The organism is Bradyrhizobium roseum, from assembly GCF_030413175.1.
Lineage (GTDB): Bacteria > Pseudomonadota > Alphaproteobacteria > Rhizobiales > Xanthobacteraceae > Bradyrhizobium > Bradyrhizobium roseum.
This window is the reverse complement of record NZ_CP129212.1, coordinates 3,407,111-3,421,727: the sequence shown is the minus strand read 5'-3', so window position 1 is coordinate 3,421,727 and position 14,617 is coordinate 3,407,111. Positions and strand designations below refer to the sequence as shown.

Genomic DNA, 14,617 nt, shown 5'->3' with positions numbered 1-14,617 from the left:
TCTCTCATTGCACGCGGCGCCCGGCCTTCGCATTGAGCGCATCGATCCGGGCGAGCCAGAATGCACTTGCGGTGCCGAACACGTTGTAGCCGACATGGGTTGAAACCTTGATCCGGTCCAGAATCGACAGGTCGGTCACGGTTTCAAGGCGATTGCTGCGCGGATCATAGACGATCAGCGTCAGCGGAGTCTGTTCGAGGATATAGCGCGACACGGTGTGGGCGGGATCGTTGCCGTGCTCCTCGCATAGCAAAACGCTGTCGCCCTGCATCAGCCGCGCGCCGCCCTTCATGGCCTCGATCTCGACGCCCTCGACGTCGAGCTTGATCAGGAATTTGCCGTCGGCGGCGACCTTGCCGTCATCGATCAGGTTATCGAGCGCGAGAACCGGCACCTCCTCGCCGCCCGACTGGTCGCCGGCGATCGAAAACGCCTCATGCTTGGTGCCGGACAGCCGCGCGGTGCCTCGCGCCGCGCCGATCGCGCATTTCATCGTCTCGAAGCGATTGCCGTTGATCCGAGCGTTGTTGGCAAGCTTTGGATAATTCTGTCCCGACGGCTCGATCGCGATCGCCTTGTGCGAGCCGAACGGCTTGCTCGACACCAGCACCGACCAGTAGCCATAATTGGCGCCGCAATCGAGCAGCGTGTAGTCGACGTCGGCGGAGTCCTTGAACAGCAGTTCGAGTTCGTCCTCGTAGTGATAGGTGCGGTTGAGCAGCTTGCTCCAGTAGCCGTCGCCATAGGGAAACTCGAAGAGGGCGTCCGGGTTGAGTTTGACCTGGATGCCGCGCTCGGGCAGCGTCGTGCGCAACAGGTTGGCGCACATGTTGTAGCCGCGATGCGAGAAATGCGCCCCCACTTTTGAGCCCAGCACGAGCGCCACCGCGGCCAAACGCTCCCACGCGTTGGCGCCCGCAAGCACGCCCGATGCCCGGTCAAACTGGATGGGCGCCTGCGCCATCACCGATCGACCTCTCCGAACACGATGTCGAGCGAGCCGAGAATCGCCGAGACGTCGGCGAGCAGATGGCCTTTGCAGATGTGATGCATCGCCTGCAGATGGGCAAAGCCCGGCGCGCGGATCTTGCATTTGTAGGGCTTGTTGGTGCCGTCCGCCACCAGGTACACGCCGAACTCGCCCTTCGGCGCCTCTACCGCGACGTAGACCTCGCCGGCCGGCACGTGGACGCCCTCGGTATAGAGCTTGAAGTGATGGATCAGCGCTTCCATCGAGCGCTTCATCTCGCCGCGACGCGGCGGCGCTACCTTGTTGTCCTCGACGACAACGGGCCCCTGCCCGTCAGGCGCCCGCAGCTTGGCAATGCACTGCTTCATGATCCGCACCGACTGGCGCATCTCTTCCATGCGGATGCAGTAGCGGTCGTAGCAGTCGCCGTTCTTGCCGATCGGAATGTCGAAATCCATCTCGGCGTAGCACTCATAGGGCTGCGACTTGCGCAGATCCCAGGCCGCGCCGGAGCCGCGTACCATCACGCCCGAAAAACCCCACTCCCAGGCTTCCTTCAGCGAGACAACGCCGATGTCGACGTTGCGCTGCTTGAAGATGCGGTTGCCGGTCAGAAGCGTCTCGAGATCCGCGACGACCTGCAGGAACGGGTCGCACCAGGCGTCGATATCGTCGATCAGTTTCGGCGGCAGGTCCTGATGCACGCCGCCGACGCGGAAGTACGCCGCGTGCATGCGCGAGCCGGAGGCTCGCTCGTAAAACACCATCAGCTTTTCGCGCTCTTCAAAGCCCCACAGCGGCGGAGTAAGCGCGCCGACGTCCATCGCCTGCGTGGTGACGTTAAGCAGATGCGACAGGATGCGGCCGATCTCGCAATACAGCACGCGGATCAACTGCCCGCGCCGCGGCACCGTGATGCCGAGCAGCTTTTCCGCCGCAAGGCAGAACGCGTGCTCCTGGTTCATCGGAGCGACGTAATCGAGACGGTCGAAATAGGGAATCGCCTGCAGGTACGTCTTCTGCTCGATCAGCTTTTCGGTACCGCGATGCAGGAGGCCGATATGTGGATCGACACGCTCGACCACTTCGCCGTCCAATTCAAGGACGAGCCGCAACACACCATGAGCCGCAGGGTGCTGCGGCCCGAAGTTGATCGTAAAATTGCGGAGGTGTTCCGGTTGTTCATTCATGGTCAGGCCTTCGGCTCAGCCTTCTCGTCGCCCGGCAGCGGATAGTCCGCGCCTTCCCATGGCGAGAGAAAATCGAATTTGCGGAATTCCTGGTTCAGACGCACCGGCTCGTACAGCACCCGCTTCTCCTGGTCGTCGTAGCGAACCTCGACGAAGCCGGTGAGCGGAAAGTCCTTGCGCAGCGGATGGCCGTCGAAACCGTAATCCGTCAGCAGCCGCCGCATGTCGGGATGGCCGGTGAAGATCACGCCGTAGAGATCGTAGGCCTCGCGCTCGAACCAGTCGGCGCCGGGAAACACGTCGATGATCGACGGCACCTGCGTGGTCTCGTCGGCCTCGCTGCGAATACGAATACGCTCGTTCAGGGTCGGCGACAGCAGATGATAGACCACGTCGAAGCGCTTCTCGCGGCCGGGATAGTCCACGGCCGTCACGTCGGTGAAGTTGACGAAGCGCAGCGCCGGATCGTCGCGCAGGTGCTTCATCACCTCGACGATCTTCATCGCATCGACCGTGACGGTGAGCTGGTTGAACGCGACCGCATGGGCAGAGGCCGCGCCCGGAAGCGCGCTAACAATCGTCTGCCCAAGGGCGTCGAGTTTGCCGTCGTCCATTCCCTAAAACCTTAGCGTTCGATGGTCCCGATGCGCCGGATCTTCTTCTGCAGCAGCAGCACGCCGTACAGCAGCGCTTCCGCCGTCGGCGGGCACCCGGGCACGTAGATATCGACCGGCACGATGCGGTCGCAGCCGCGCACGACCGAATAGGAATAGTGGTAGTAGCCGCCGCCATTGGCGCACGATCCCATCGAGATCACGTAGCGCGGCTCGGGCATCTGGTCGTAGACCTTCCGCAGCGCCGGCGCCATCTTGTTGGTCAGCGTGCCCGCCACGATCATGACGTCGGACTGCCGCGGCGAGGCGCGGGGCGCAAAGCCGAAGCGTTCGACGTCGTAGCGCGGCATCGACACCTGCATCATCTCGACCGCGCAGCAGGCCAGGCCGAACGTCATCCACATCAGCGAGCCCGTGCGCGCCCACGTGATCAGATCGTCAGCGGTGGCGACGAAGAACCCCTTGTCAGACAGTTCGTGATTGACCTCGAGGAAGAACGGGTCATTGGCCCCGACCGGCTTACCGGTCGACGGGTCAAGAATGCCCTTCGGCGCCTGCGCGATCGCAGGCGAAGAGCCTGTCGCAGTCGGGCTCAATCCCATTCGAGCGCGCCTTTCTTCCACTCATAAGCAAAGCCGACCGTGAGGACGGCGAGGAACACCATCATCGACCAGAAGCCGGTAGCGCCCAACTTGCCGAAGGCGACCGCCCACGGGAACAGAAACGCTACTTCGAGATCGAAAATGATGAAGAGGATCGCGACCAGATAGAAGCGGACGTCGAACTTCATGCGGGCGTCGTCAAATGCGTTGAATCCGCATTCATAGGCGGACAGCTTTTCCGGGTCCGGCTGCTGGAACGCGACCAGGAACGGGGCGATCAATAGCGCCAGACCGATCAGGCTCGCCACCCCGATAAACACGACAAGTGGAAGGTAATTCTGCAGGATGCCGGTCATCGGCGGTGCCTTTTCCTGCGGATTTCGCCCGCAGATTCGTTGATTGGAATTATTCTTGGCTTAGCGCAGCGCAACAGAGGGCGCAAGACAAGCCAACTTGACCTTATTCCAGGTTCTTGGCACGTCGGCCGAAGTCAAAAGGTGTTGTGCTCCTACCTCGCTGGCCGACGCGTTTGGCCCGACCATGCGGAAATTTAGTGCAGATCCTTCTCGTCGGCGAGCATCCGGGCAGTCGTGTCGGTGAGCCGATCGATCTGTCACGCAGGACGCTGAACTCGTCCTTGCCGAACCGTTCCAGGAGCCGCCGGTTACGTTCCTGCGCACCTGCCACTACGACGTCTGCGCCGCCAGCCCCGCCTTAGTCAGACAGACCAAGGTCTCGCGGTTGTCCCGTGGATTGACCTCCTTGGCGACCAAATTCCGCGTGACCAGTTCCGCCATTGTCATCGATCTGCCTTTCACTGTGGCATCGGACGATAGCGGCGCCAAAGCCGTCGCGGGAGGAAGCGGCATGAACGTTACGCAGCGGGATCGCGATCTCGGGACCGGCTACGCCATGAGGCCGTCGATGACCCGGACCGAACTGACCTCAGTCAGCCGCGGCACACCGATGGGCGGGCTGTTGCGCGCTACTGGCACCCGGTCGGCCTCCTCAGTGACGCCGCCGATATCCCCAGAAAAGTGCGCGTGCTGGGCGAGGACCTGGTCCTGTTTCGCGACAGGCATGGCCGTGCCGGCCTGCTCCACGCGCGCTGCCGCCACCGCGGCACCACGCTGCGCTACGGCAAGGTCGAGGACGACGGTATCCACTGCTGCTACCACGGCTTGAAGTTCGACATCGAGAGCCATTGCCTCGAACAGCCCTGCGAGCCCGAGGGGCGGCCTGTTCAAGGACAAGATGCGCCAGGCCCTGGTACCCCGTGGCTGCACGGATCGTTCTCAGGCCCCGCAACTCACCGTAATGATGGTCTCGATGCCGGAGGTGAAATTCGAGATGTCGCCGCGCGGCGTCACCATGCGCTCGATCCGGCATCAGGACGACGGCAAGGTGTCTTACCGCGTGACGGAAGCCGCCCTCCCCACGCTGCGCGTGCCCAACCCGCGCGTCGCGCAATTCGCCCGCGTCGAATCGATCGGCTGGACGCTGCCGATCGACGACACCTTGTTCCGGGTCTATGTGGCGCAGGTCGGCCAGGGGCCGGTGACGCTGCATTCGGAAGAACATTTCGGCCGGAGCGACCGCGGCGTCCTGATGATCCGGCGAAACCGAGACCCCGCCCCGCTTCCCACCGCCGGCCCGCGTGGCGGGGGCAAAATCCTATGTGACCTGCATCACGATGCTTTGGCGAAAAACAGGCCAGAAACTGGCCGAATGAAACCATTTTGCCGGAACCGCGAAACGATCCTGAAACACATCGGGCGTAGTTCTCTCGCTTAACAGGGCGCGGCAGGCGTCCGGGAGGCATCACATGAACCACTCAATCCACTCTGCGGACCGCAGTACGCATTTGAAGATCGTGGTCGTCGCCTTGGTGGCGGGTATCGCCGTGGCGGCGCTCGGCATCTCCGCCCGTACCGGTGCCGATTACAGCCAGACCGCGCAGGTGGTGAAGGCCGGAAAGCCGGTGGTTGTGACCAGCTCGAACACCTCGACGGTCCGCTAAACGATCCTGCTGGCCTTGAAATAAAAACGGCCGCCTTGAGGGCGGCCTTTTTGTTTGCGGCGATCACTGAGATTGACGTCAAGCCATCGAGGGATGGCGCGAGAGACGGGACTCGAACCCGCGGCCTCCGCCGTGACAGGGCGGCGCTTTTCTAGCGTTCTCAACACCCTTTCCGACTCTTCGGCCGGCAAAACCGGCCCCTAAGCCCGCATTTCCGACTCTGCCTGACCGCGGAGTCGGAAATTTTTTTGTGCGTGTTGCGTCGCGTTGTCCCCAGCTCATTCCAGGACGGAACCCATGAAAAACCCGATCCCCCGGTCGGCGCTCGAGCATCACATCGCCTTCGTCGGCAAGACCGGCAGCGGCAAGACCGGTTCCGCCAAGAGCGGCATCATCGAGCCCGCACTCGCGGCCGAGGAGCGCGTCTGCATCATCGACCCTACCGGCGCCTGGTGGGGGCTGCGCCTGGCCGCCGACGGCAAGCGCAAGGGTCTGCCGATCTACGTGTTCGGCGGTGACCATGGCGATTTCCCGCTTTTGGCCAACCAGGGCGAAATGATGGCCGAGGCGATCGGCGAGACGTCCACGCCGGCGATCCTGGACACGACGAGGCTCAAGACCGGCGAGCGGATGCGGTTCTTTACCGACTTCGCCGACACTATCCTGCGGGTCAACCGCGGCCCGCTGCGGCTCGTTATCGATGAGGCGCATCTGTTCGCCCCGCAGGCGGGAACCCGCGGAGCCGGCGCCATGCCGGACATGCTGCACGCGGCCAACAACCTGATCAGCCTCGGCCGCTCCCGCGGCCTGCGCATCGTGCTGATCAGCCAGCGTCCGGCGAAAGTGCACAAGGACAGCCTGACCCAGGTCGAGACGCTGGTCGCGATGCGCCTGATCGCGCCGCAGGACCGCAAGGCCGTCGAGGAGTGGATCGCCGACCAGGCCGACAAGGACACCGGCAAGGAGATCATCGCCTCGCTGCCCAGCCTGAAAACCGGCGAAGCCTGGGCGTGGTCGCCGGAGGCCGGCTTCCTCAAGCGCGTCACCTTTCCGATGCCGTCGACCTACGATTCGAGCAAGGTCCAGGGCACCGGCAAAACCGCAAAACGCCTGGCGCCGATCGACGTCGAGAAGCTGCAGGCCAAGTTCGCCCAGGTCCGGACCGAGGCCGCGGCCAAGGATCCGAAGATCCTGCAAAAGCGCGTCGCCGAGCTCGAGGCACAGCTGCGCAAGCCCGCACCTCCGGCCGCGGATCCCGGCGCGATCGCCGCGGCCGAAGTGCGCGGATTCAAGCGCGGCCTGGGCTGGTGCGCCGCGGCCTACGAGGCGTTCGACAAGCATCTCGCCTTGATCGGCGTCGGCTTCAGTCGCGCCGTCGCGGACATCAAGTCTCAACGCACCATCGTCGACAAGGAACTCCAGAAATCGGGCCCGCCAACGGTGAAAAGCAATACCGTGGACACCCCGATGCGCGGGCCGGCACCTCCAACGGCACCACGCAAGCCGAAGCCTGTGGATGCGGGTGGCGACGGCAACCTCAAACTCGGCGCCGAGCGGCGCCCCCTCGCCGCCCTGGCCGCGGTGCATCCCGCCGGCATGACCGAGGCGCAATGGGCGATCGCCGCCGGCCTCAAGCGAAAGGGTGGCACCTGGGGCACCTACGTCTCCCGCCTCCGCACTGCCGGCTGCATCGAACGCCGCGGCGACGAATTCTTCGCCACAGAAACCGGCGTCGAGGCCGCCGGCGACAGCGTCGTGCCGCTGCCGCCGCCCGGCCCCGAGCTCGTCGCGTTCTGGAAGTCGAAAATCCAAAGCATCGGCCCGATGCTGGACGCGCTCGCGAAGCGCTATCCGGACTGGACGTCGCGCGAGGATCTCGCCGCCGAAATCAACATGGCCGCCGGCGGCGGTTCGTTCGGTACCTACATTTCCCGGCTGCGGTCGCCAGGTCTGATCGAAACCGATGGCGGTAATATCCGATGCTCGCCTTCACTGATGGGTTAAGCATGACCACCCTGCCGCGCATCGAGCTCTCCGATCATCACCGCTCGCCGTTCGACGAGGCCGTGCTGATCGTCGACGGCCGCGAGGAACACACCATCACGATCGAGTGCGAAAACGCGCTTGACCTCGCACATCACCTGATCCTGTACGTCAACGCGCACGATCAGGTCGTGGAGACGTTGAAAGCGGCGATGCATGCGCTGCGCTCCTACCAGTTTGGCAACTCTGCGCCGGATCTCGCGCAAGGCATCGCCGACGATCTCGAGGCCCTGATCAAGCAAGCGGGAGAAGCAGCATGAGTGAATACGGCGAGCTGATGCACACGCTGTTCCTTTTGGTCGCAGCCCACGCGCTATGTGACTATCCGCTGCAAGGCGATTGGCTCTCCAAAGCCAAGAACCCAACCCTGGACCTCGTCGCCGGTGAGATGATTTGGCCTTTGGCACTGCTCTCGCACGCCACGATTCACGCCGCCGCCGTGTTGTTCATTACCGGCTCGCCCTGGCTTGCCGCCTGCGAATTCTTCACGCATGCGCTCATCGATTACGAAAAGTGCCGCGGGCTCCTGACCTATAACGGCGACCAAATTCTGCACCTTCTGTGCAAGGCGCTCTGGGTTGCATTGCTGGCGGTGCGACCATGAGCCGGCACGAGATCGAGGCGTTCGATCCGCTCAACAAGGTCATCGTGGGCTGGGACCCGCCGTTGCAAACCTTCTTCGTCCAGGTGATCGTTCGCAAGGCCGAAGAAGCCGGCGATGACGACGAGAAGCTCGTGCTCTGGGAAGGCTGCTCGATGCGCGAGATCCAGGATGTCGACGATCTCGGCGACATTCTCCGGCACCACGCCGAACTGACACCGGAAATTCGCCTCACGCTGGACGAAAACAGGAACGAGGATCAATGAGACGCACCAGCCCAATGATCCGCAACGCGAACCAGCTGCGGCTTGCCGTGAGGTGGTACGTCGTCCGATGCGACAGCCTCGGCGAGATCGAGCTGCAGGCTGGCACCGCCGCGGCTGCCAAGTACCAGGCGTTCAAGCGTGCGCGAGAAGCCGGCTATTTCCAGCATCGGGGCGGCTTCCGCGACTTCCTTGGCCGAGGCTGGATCGTGCGCGAATTGCGACGATGACGCGAGTGAGTGACATGAACGAGACAACGACAGCGATGACCGAGACGGACGGCTGGGAATGGGCGATCGTGGAGATCTTCGGTCACCGCAGCCACGCCGGCCGCGCGCGCGAGGAAGAGCGGTTCGGCGCCAGAATGCTGCGCATCGACGTGCCGATCAAAGGCGACGCCGCGGCCAATGGCTGGGAAACGCACTGGTACGGCGGCAGCTCGATCTTCTCCTACACGCTGACGGACGAAGACAGCGTCATGCGCTCGAACAAGCCGTACGAATCGCCCTCCCGGTTCCGGCTGCCACCTCCGGAAGCGCATAAATTCGACCCCATCGGCGACCAAGGTAAACATTCTTTAACGCGTTATGGAACATTCTCCCTCCCGCGCGCGGTTGCCTTGTGCCGCGTTCCCCGCGCGCCAGGACCGCCATGCCGCCCGTCGCCGCTAAGTCCAAAGCCAAGGTTCCGACCCGCGTCGAGCTCTGCCGCGAGCTGCTCGAGATCGAGCGCGACAACCCGGAAATCTTCGCGCGCATCAAGGAGATCAAGAATCTCCTGAAGATCGATGCGGACGTTGCCGGCAGCTTCCGCGAGACGTTCCCCAACCTGGGCTGGGTGTCCGTGTCGCCTTCCAAGCCGGCCGTCACGATGGGCGAAGCCCCGATCATCGTCATCGACGCTTGGCAGGGCCTGAAACAGCCGAAGCGCGACAAGCTGATCGCCGATGGCCTGATCAGGCTCGAGCCGATCGTCAAGAAGGCCTCTTACGGGCAGGTCCGCACCGAACTCCACGCAACCTAACGAGGTCGACATGATCCAGCCTGCCCCCGGCCGCATCGTCTGGTTCTTCCCCGCGCTCGAGGTCGGCCGCGACCCGAACGGTCAGCCGCTTGCCGCGATGGTGGCCAAGGTGCTCGGCGAGCGCTGTGTCAATCTCACCGTCAGCCACGGCGATGGCACCACCTACGCCGCCCAAAACGTCCAGCTGCTGCAGGATGACGACGCCGAGCCGGAAACCGCCTACGCCTGCTGGATGCCGTTCCAGAAGGGCCAGGCTGCCAGGCACGAGACGCCGGCAGTGCCTACTCTGACACCCGAGCAGCTCACGTCCATCCACAGCGCGCTCGATTCGATCGCCACCGGCACCGAGGCCAAGTTCTCCGAGCTCGGCAGCTGGCTGACGTCGACGTTCGACGGCGTGTTCCAGCGCCTGGGCGCGCTGGAAAGCCCGCCGGTACCGTCAGGCACGCCACCGAAGCCGCCAACCGAGGAAACCTCCCATGGACAGCCTGCAGGCTTCTGACGCCGCGGCCGCGGCTGTTGCCGTCGCGCCGCGCGTCACCCTCGCCAACATCGAAGGTGCGATCGAGCACACGTTCTACTTCACCGGCCATCAGGCTGCAGTGCTGACGCAGCCGGTCGGCCGGCACGTTCCGCGCCAGCTCGAGGTGCTGACGGTCTGCCTGATGGTGCTGAAAAACGGCTTCACCATCGTCGGAAAGAGCGCGCCGGCGTCGCCGGAAAACTTCAACGCCGACCTCGGCCGCAAATTTGCGTACGACGACGGCGTCCGCCAGCTCTGGCCGCTGATGGGCTTCGCGCTGCGCGATCGCCTCGCCGACGGTGCGCAGTGATGGACACGGCAATTCAGCTTCCGATCGAGCAGTGCGACCTGGCGGTCGCCGTCGGCCGCGACGGCGTATGGCTGCATTTCGGCAAGAATGCTGCCATTCATGTTCACAACACGCTCGGCCAAGGTGGCGGAATTTGCGCGACGCAGATCAATAAGTGGTGCCTGGATCGCCAGGCCCAGGCCATGCCTCGCCCCTCAGGTGAAAACTGAAATCATCGTCCTCCGCGGTGCCCTCCGCGGCCGCGCCGGCTGGATCTCGGGTTCGCTCGAGGACCGCGCCCGGCGCGGCATTACCAAAGCGATCGTCCACGCCGGCGACAAGGTCGAGCTGCTCTCGACCAAGAACTTACAAGCCAACATGCAGCAGAGCCTGTTTCCGATAGACGGTCAGGCTCAATAAGCTTCTGCCGGCGCACAGCATTTCCGGTGCATTAAGTGCCCAAGCAATCCCAGCGCCTCTTCCCGAGCGCCAATCTAGCATATGCTGACGGATCGGGAGGTACCACCCATGACACTGGGCCTGGGGATCTTAACACGCGAGTTTACGTGCCTTGTTTCCGATCGGCGAACCAGCGCCAACGGATTCCAAGCAAACGACGAATTTGACAAAATGTGCCTCTTGATGACCCGCGAAGCGCGAGTGGCGATCAGTTTTTCCGGGCTGGCGACGGCCGGCCGATACAACTCAAAAATCAGGCTTCTTGACCATATCAGATCATGCGCCTTGCCGGATTTTCTCCTTACCCCCCCTCACCTTTTCTCCCGTTTAACGGAGCGATTGAACGCCGACTTTCTCAAAGACCCGCAAATTCGGGGAATTTCGCGCCGCCTGCGCCGGTTCAGCCTGCTGATGATCGGCTTCCGCCGGCGGTATGAAGTCGACCGTCCAACGTTCGGGTTTATCTCGAATTTTCAAAATCTGGAAACGGGCGAAGATGCGGCTGAAGCATGGGACGAATTTCGGCCATTCTTCGCAGATTTCCCGGAGGACCTTGCTTCTTGGGGATTTGCGATCGGAGACACGACAGCACTTGATGGGGATCAGTTCATCGAACTGAGAGAGCAGGCCCCCAGGCTGACAGCACTCGCCGTCCGTGCGAGACTTGTACGGCTCGTTCAAAAGGCCTCCAAGCGCAGCAGGATTATAGGAGGCCAAGTCAGCAGCATCACCTTCCCGAACAGTTGGGCGACCCCCGCAACGTGCGATTACCACGTTCTGGCGCCGCAGCGTTCGATCTACTATCCAGCCGAGATTGTTGCCACCCCACCGAACGTTCGGGGAAATAATGCCATGACATACAGCACGGCCGTAGACAACGGACCGTTTCTGGCGGTGCCGTTGGTCGGACGCAATAAGCTGTGCCCTTGCAAATCAGGACTGCGGTACAAGGAATGTCATCATCGAGCGAACAGCGCATTTTTTACTTGGGACATAGACTACCAAGACCCGAGCTATGGAATGGCAGGCAAGCTGGTGTTCAATGTTCCGGAGCTTCTTCAGTCAAACTCAAAACGACATCAGGCCATGACCGTCCGACTCGACAAGCGCGCTCGCGCCAAATTGCGATCGAAGGCGGCTGGGAACGAGCCAACGAAAGATGACTGACTCCCCGCTAGCCGAACTCCTCTTCGCGCGATCATCACGGAATAGCTGAAACGAAACGCCGCCGGCGCGGTGCCGACGGCGTCGATGGATTGATCCAATTAGTCGATCAGTGCAGCACGCGCCACACCGCGTAGCCCGCGCCGGCGATCGCCGAAGGCCCGCCGACCCAGGCGACGATCTTCCCGACGAACCAGATAATCGCCTTGGCGCCGAGCAGCAGCTCGCGGATCTCGCTGACGGTCTTCTCGATCTTCTCGAGGCGATCGTTGTCGGTCGCCCTCGCCTGCTCGAGCGCGTAGATCCGCGCGGATTGTGTCGTGGGGCGATCGGTGGCGAGTTTCATCGCTTGATAATCCCCAAGGTGGTCATCGCTTGATGATCCTTGCCACGTTTTCAAAGCCACGCTTGGCGAAATAGAACGAGACCACCAGGTTCGAGGTCACCGAGGCGAATCCCGCCAGCGGATCGGTGACGCCGAGCCCGAGCACCTTGTCCCAGATCAGGAGTTTTCCGAAATAGATGGCCACGAAATAACCCATCAGCTTGTCGGGTTCGTACCAGTGCCCGATCTCGGCGATGCGGTATTGCATGATCGCGTTGGTTTCGGAGACCTGCGCCGCGATTTCGGCGGAGGCCGTTTCGCTGGCGATCTTTTCCGAGGTGTTGCCGGCCGCAAGCTTGGCCTGATAGGCCTCGATCAGGCCCTTGATGACCGGCCCGCCGACGAAGCTGATGATCGTCATCCACATCGGCTTAGGCCTTGCCGATGGAGCGCAGCCGCGCGGCGATCGTGACCGTCGAAACGACCATGGCGAAATAGCCCAGCACCTTCGGGTCGGTGCCGATCACGCCCGTGACCTGCTCCTTGAAATTTGGGTCGCCGAGCGTCGCCGCGAGCAAGTCGATCTGGCTGAGGACGGTGCTGGCGGCCAGCACCAGGTACGACCAGGCCACGGTCAGCGACTTGCCGCAGACCGCCCACACCTTCTGCCAGACACTGTCGGCCTCGGCATAGAACGACCTGAACGCCGGCACGGCGCGCAGCACCGGCCGAACGAACATCAGGTAAGCGACAACCAGGCCCGGAACGATGAGGACGAACGACCACATGGCTATTTTCCTTTTAAGATGGCGGTGAGGATGTTGGCGATGACGGCGCCGATCGAGCCCTTCGCCGGGTTGGTGATGGAGGCCGGAGTTTTGGCGGCGGGCGCCTGCGCCGGTTGCGGCTTCGGTACCACCGGCGGCGCGATCGCGGCCGCGCCCGCGAACTTGATCGTGGGATCTAGCTTCATCATGGTGATGAGCAGGCCGGCGCAGCCGAGCTGGCTGTCGACGACATTGGGATCGTAGACGCCGTCGCGGACGTATTTGCCACTGACGTACTGATCGGTGCCGGCCCAGATATAGGGCGACGGCCGGCCCTTACTGGCATATCCGAGGCCGTTGTACCGCTCGAGCATCGCGAGCGTCCCGCCGATGCTCCAGTCCTTGTTGCGGGCGGCATAGGGCGCGCAGTTGACCAGCGCGTCGATCGCCGCCTCTTCCCAGGAGCAGAACGGCCCGCGGCCGGCCGGCACGTGCACCGAAACCCGGTCCCAGGGATCGCCCTGCGCCAGCGATCCGGTCCAGTCCTGCGAGCTCTCGCGCTGATGGATGACCGCGATCACCGCCCACGGCACGCCGGTTTTGACGGCGACGGCCTGGTACCTGGCCTTGGCGGCTGGCGCGACCAGGCGGCGGGCGACGGCGGTGAAATTGCGCGTCAGCCTGGCATCGGCCCAGCGCTTCGCATTCGCCCTGGTGAGGGCGTTGAGGTCGGTCATCAGATGCTCCGTGGAGTTTGCAGATCAGGCGCCGGCGAACAGCGCGACGTTGACGATGATCGTCGGCTGCACGTTGTTGTGCGCGGTGCCGGTGCCGGCGTTGTTGATCGTGATGCCGGTGGTAGCCGAGGAAGAATTTTGATCTCTGATTCCGTACTGGGCGACCCCGGAACCAACGACCTGACCGCCAACGCTGGCTGCAGCGTTCGTTCCCGTCATGACGCCGCCGTGAAAATGTCCGAGATCGGTGATGCCATGATTGTGCGCGGCGAGCTGCGGCGTGGTCAGTGTGTGGCTCTCCAGGCCGCCGACGTTGCCGAGCGTGACGGCGCTGGCGCCGAAATAGGTCGAGGTCAGGCGGCCAGCGGCCACGCCGCCGATGTCGTCCTTGCAGGCGCGCACGCGGCCGCGCTGGTCCATGATGCCGAAGGTCGTGGTGCCGTTACCGTTGTTGTAAAGCGTGTTGCCGGCCGCGATCTGGATCTGCGCAAAGGCCCAGAGATCCGCATAGGCCGTGCGCGACAGGGTCTGGCCGAACGGCAGCACGCACAGCGCCGGCGCGGTGGTGCCGGTCCAGTCGAACAGCTCGCCGATCAGCTTGCCGCCCTTGTGGATGCCGGAGGGTCCGAATTCCACCGTCTCGGCGCCCGCGATCGCCACGCCGATATTGCCGCCGGCGGTCTTGTAGAAGCCCGTCGTCTGCGCGGTGTTGAACGTGAGGCTCGGCGCGCCGACCAGGCCGTCGGCGAGCTTGAGCGGGCCCGTCATCGGGTTGGCGCCGTTGACGGACAGCCGCGCCGTCATCGCCGTGGCGATGTCTTCCAGCGGCGGGTTGTGCTGGCTCGGCTGGATCGTCTGGCCGGTAATGGCCAGGTATCCGGCAGGCAGCGCATAATTGCCGTTTGCGTCTGATGGCATGCGCAGGCATCCCCTGAAAAAGAACGAAGGCCGAACAAAAGGCTTTGAGATTTTCGCGGAATCGGACTAGGAGCGAGGATGGTACGGATCCTCATTTGCACCGGCGTGC

Annotated in this window: 23 protein-coding genes and 1 pseudogene; 14 read left to right on the top strand and 10 right to left on the bottom strand. The window is 63.3% G+C overall.

The window, feature by feature from the left end:
• Nucleotides 1-4: 4 nt before the first annotated feature.
• From QUH67_RS16380 to QUH67_RS16360, 5 genes are read right to left on the bottom strand one after another with little or no spacing between them, the layout of a single operon-like run.
• Nucleotides 5-964, bottom strand: a complete 960-nt coding sequence (locus QUH67_RS16380) for an FkbM family methyltransferase (RefSeq protein WP_300947694.1) — start codon at nt 962-964, stop codon at nt 5-7.
• Nucleotides 964-2,160 carry an NADH-quinone oxidoreductase subunit D gene (locus QUH67_RS16375; protein ID WP_300947693.1) on the bottom strand — a complete coding sequence of 399 codons (1,197 nt, stop codon included), beginning with the start codon at nt 2,158-2,160 and terminating at the stop codon, nt 964-966. Before QUH67_RS16375 ends, QUH67_RS16380 begins: the two co-directional genes overlap by 1 nt.
• A gap of 2 nt (nt 2,161-2,162) precedes the next feature.
• Entirely contained in the window at nt 2,163-2,774 is a 612-nt protein-coding gene (locus QUH67_RS16370) for an NADH-quinone oxidoreductase subunit C (RefSeq protein ID WP_300947692.1), read from the bottom strand.
• Between the two features lie 11 nt (nt 2,775-2,785).
• A complete protein-coding gene (locus QUH67_RS16365) occupies nt 2,786-3,376 on the bottom strand; it encodes a NuoB/complex I 20 kDa subunit family protein (RefSeq protein ID WP_407080436.1) in 591 nt (196 codons plus the stop codon).
• Complete coding sequence (locus QUH67_RS16360; RefSeq protein ID WP_057856661.1) at nt 3,367-3,732, bottom strand: NADH-quinone oxidoreductase subunit A; 366 nt, start codon at nt 3,730-3,732, stop codon at nt 3,367-3,369. Before QUH67_RS16360 ends, QUH67_RS16365 begins: the two co-directional genes overlap by 10 nt.
• Before the next feature lie 681 nt (nt 3,733-4,413).
• Between QUH67_RS16360 and QUH67_RS34965 the strand changes: the two are divergent.
• The 14 genes and pseudogenes from QUH67_RS34965 to QUH67_RS16290 all read left to right on the top strand — a co-directional run.
• Nucleotides 4,414-4,545, top strand: a pseudogene (locus QUH67_RS34965) (Rieske 2Fe-2S domain-containing protein); the annotation flags it as partial.
• 160 nt (nt 4,546-4,705) lie between these two features.
• Nucleotides 4,706-5,170: a hypothetical protein gene (locus QUH67_RS34960; RefSeq protein ID WP_300948325.1), complete on the top strand. Its 465-nt coding sequence runs from the start codon at nt 4,706-4,708 to the stop codon at nt 5,168-5,170.
• Nucleotides 5,171-5,201: 31 nt separating this feature from the next.
• Nucleotides 5,202-5,396, top strand: coding sequence for a hypothetical protein (locus QUH67_RS16345; protein WP_300947691.1), 195 nt, complete (start codon nt 5,202-5,204; stop codon nt 5,394-5,396).
• Nucleotides 5,397-5,693: 297 nt separating this feature from the next.
• Entirely contained in the window at nt 5,694-7,400 is a 1,707-nt protein-coding gene (locus QUH67_RS16340; protein WP_300947690.1) for an ATP-binding protein, read from the top strand.
• 2 nt (nt 7,401-7,402) lie between these two features.
• A complete protein-coding gene (locus QUH67_RS16335) occupies nt 7,403-7,699 on the top strand; it encodes a hypothetical protein (RefSeq protein WP_300947689.1) in 297 nt (98 codons plus the stop codon).
• Nucleotides 7,696-8,043, top strand: a complete 348-nt coding sequence (locus tag QUH67_RS16330) for a DUF3307 domain-containing protein (protein ID WP_300947688.1) — start codon at nt 7,696-7,698, stop codon at nt 8,041-8,043. Before QUH67_RS16335 ends, QUH67_RS16330 begins: the two co-directional genes overlap by 4 nt.
• The gene (locus QUH67_RS16325) at nt 8,040-8,306 is read left to right on the top strand and encodes a hypothetical protein (RefSeq protein ID WP_300947687.1); all 267 of its coding nucleotides are present in this window, start codon (nt 8,040-8,042) and stop codon (nt 8,304-8,306) included. The genes QUH67_RS16330 and QUH67_RS16325 overlap by 4 nt, the downstream gene beginning before the upstream one ends.
• Before the next feature lie 14 nt (nt 8,307-8,320).
• Nucleotides 8,321-8,533, top strand: a complete 213-nt coding sequence (locus tag QUH67_RS16320) for a hypothetical protein (protein WP_300947686.1) — start codon at nt 8,321-8,323, stop codon at nt 8,531-8,533.
• 421 nt (nt 8,534-8,954) lie between these two features.
• The gene (locus QUH67_RS16315; RefSeq protein ID WP_300947685.1) at nt 8,955-9,326 is read left to right on the top strand and encodes a hypothetical protein; all 372 of its coding nucleotides are present in this window, start codon (nt 8,955-8,957) and stop codon (nt 9,324-9,326) included.
• 10 nt (nt 9,327-9,336) lie between these two features.
• Nucleotides 9,337-9,828 (top strand): hypothetical protein, encoded by a 492-nt coding sequence (locus QUH67_RS16310; RefSeq protein WP_300947684.1) that lies wholly within the window; start codon nt 9,337-9,339, stop codon nt 9,826-9,828.
• The gene (locus QUH67_RS16305; RefSeq protein ID WP_300947683.1) at nt 9,806-10,159 is read left to right on the top strand and encodes a Gp49 family protein; all 354 of its coding nucleotides are present in this window, start codon (nt 9,806-9,808) and stop codon (nt 10,157-10,159) included. The genes QUH67_RS16310 and QUH67_RS16305 overlap by 23 nt, the downstream gene beginning before the upstream one ends.
• Complete coding sequence (locus tag QUH67_RS16300) at nt 10,159-10,368, top strand: hypothetical protein (protein ID WP_300947682.1); 210 nt, start codon at nt 10,159-10,161, stop codon at nt 10,366-10,368. Before QUH67_RS16305 ends, QUH67_RS16300 begins: the two co-directional genes overlap by 1 nt.
• Nucleotides 10,358-10,558 carry a hypothetical protein gene (locus tag QUH67_RS16295; protein WP_300947681.1) on the top strand — a complete coding sequence of 67 codons (201 nt, stop codon included), beginning with the start codon at nt 10,358-10,360 and terminating at the stop codon, nt 10,556-10,558. Before QUH67_RS16300 ends, QUH67_RS16295 begins: the two co-directional genes overlap by 11 nt.
• A gap of 108 nt (nt 10,559-10,666) precedes the next feature.
• Nucleotides 10,667-11,764 (top strand): SEC-C metal-binding domain-containing protein, encoded by a 1,098-nt coding sequence (locus QUH67_RS16290; protein WP_300947680.1) that lies wholly within the window; start codon nt 10,667-10,669, stop codon nt 11,762-11,764.
• Nucleotides 11,765-11,870: 106 nt separating this feature from the next.
• On the opposite strand, the gene QUH67_RS16285 is transcribed toward QUH67_RS16290, so the two are convergent.
• From QUH67_RS16285 to QUH67_RS16265, 5 genes are read right to left on the bottom strand one after another with little or no spacing between them, the layout of a single operon-like run.
• Complete coding sequence (locus QUH67_RS16285; protein ID WP_300947679.1) at nt 11,871-12,107, bottom strand: hypothetical protein; 237 nt, start codon at nt 12,105-12,107, stop codon at nt 11,871-11,873.
• Nucleotides 12,108-12,129: 22 nt separating this feature from the next.
• Nucleotides 12,130-12,513, bottom strand: a complete 384-nt coding sequence (locus tag QUH67_RS16280) for a hypothetical protein (RefSeq protein WP_300947678.1) — start codon at nt 12,511-12,513, stop codon at nt 12,130-12,132.
• 4 nt (nt 12,514-12,517) lie between these two features.
• Entirely contained in the window at nt 12,518-12,874 is a 357-nt protein-coding gene (locus QUH67_RS16275; RefSeq protein WP_300947677.1) for a hypothetical protein, read from the bottom strand.
• Between the two features lie 2 nt (nt 12,875-12,876).
• Nucleotides 12,877-13,590, bottom strand: coding sequence for a hypothetical protein (locus QUH67_RS16270; RefSeq protein ID WP_300947676.1), 714 nt, complete (start codon nt 13,588-13,590; stop codon nt 12,877-12,879).
• Between the two features lie 24 nt (nt 13,591-13,614).
• Nucleotides 13,615-14,508, bottom strand: a complete 894-nt coding sequence (locus QUH67_RS16265) for a hypothetical protein (RefSeq protein ID WP_300947675.1) — start codon at nt 14,506-14,508, stop codon at nt 13,615-13,617.
• Nucleotides 14,509-14,617: the final 109 nt, after the last annotated feature.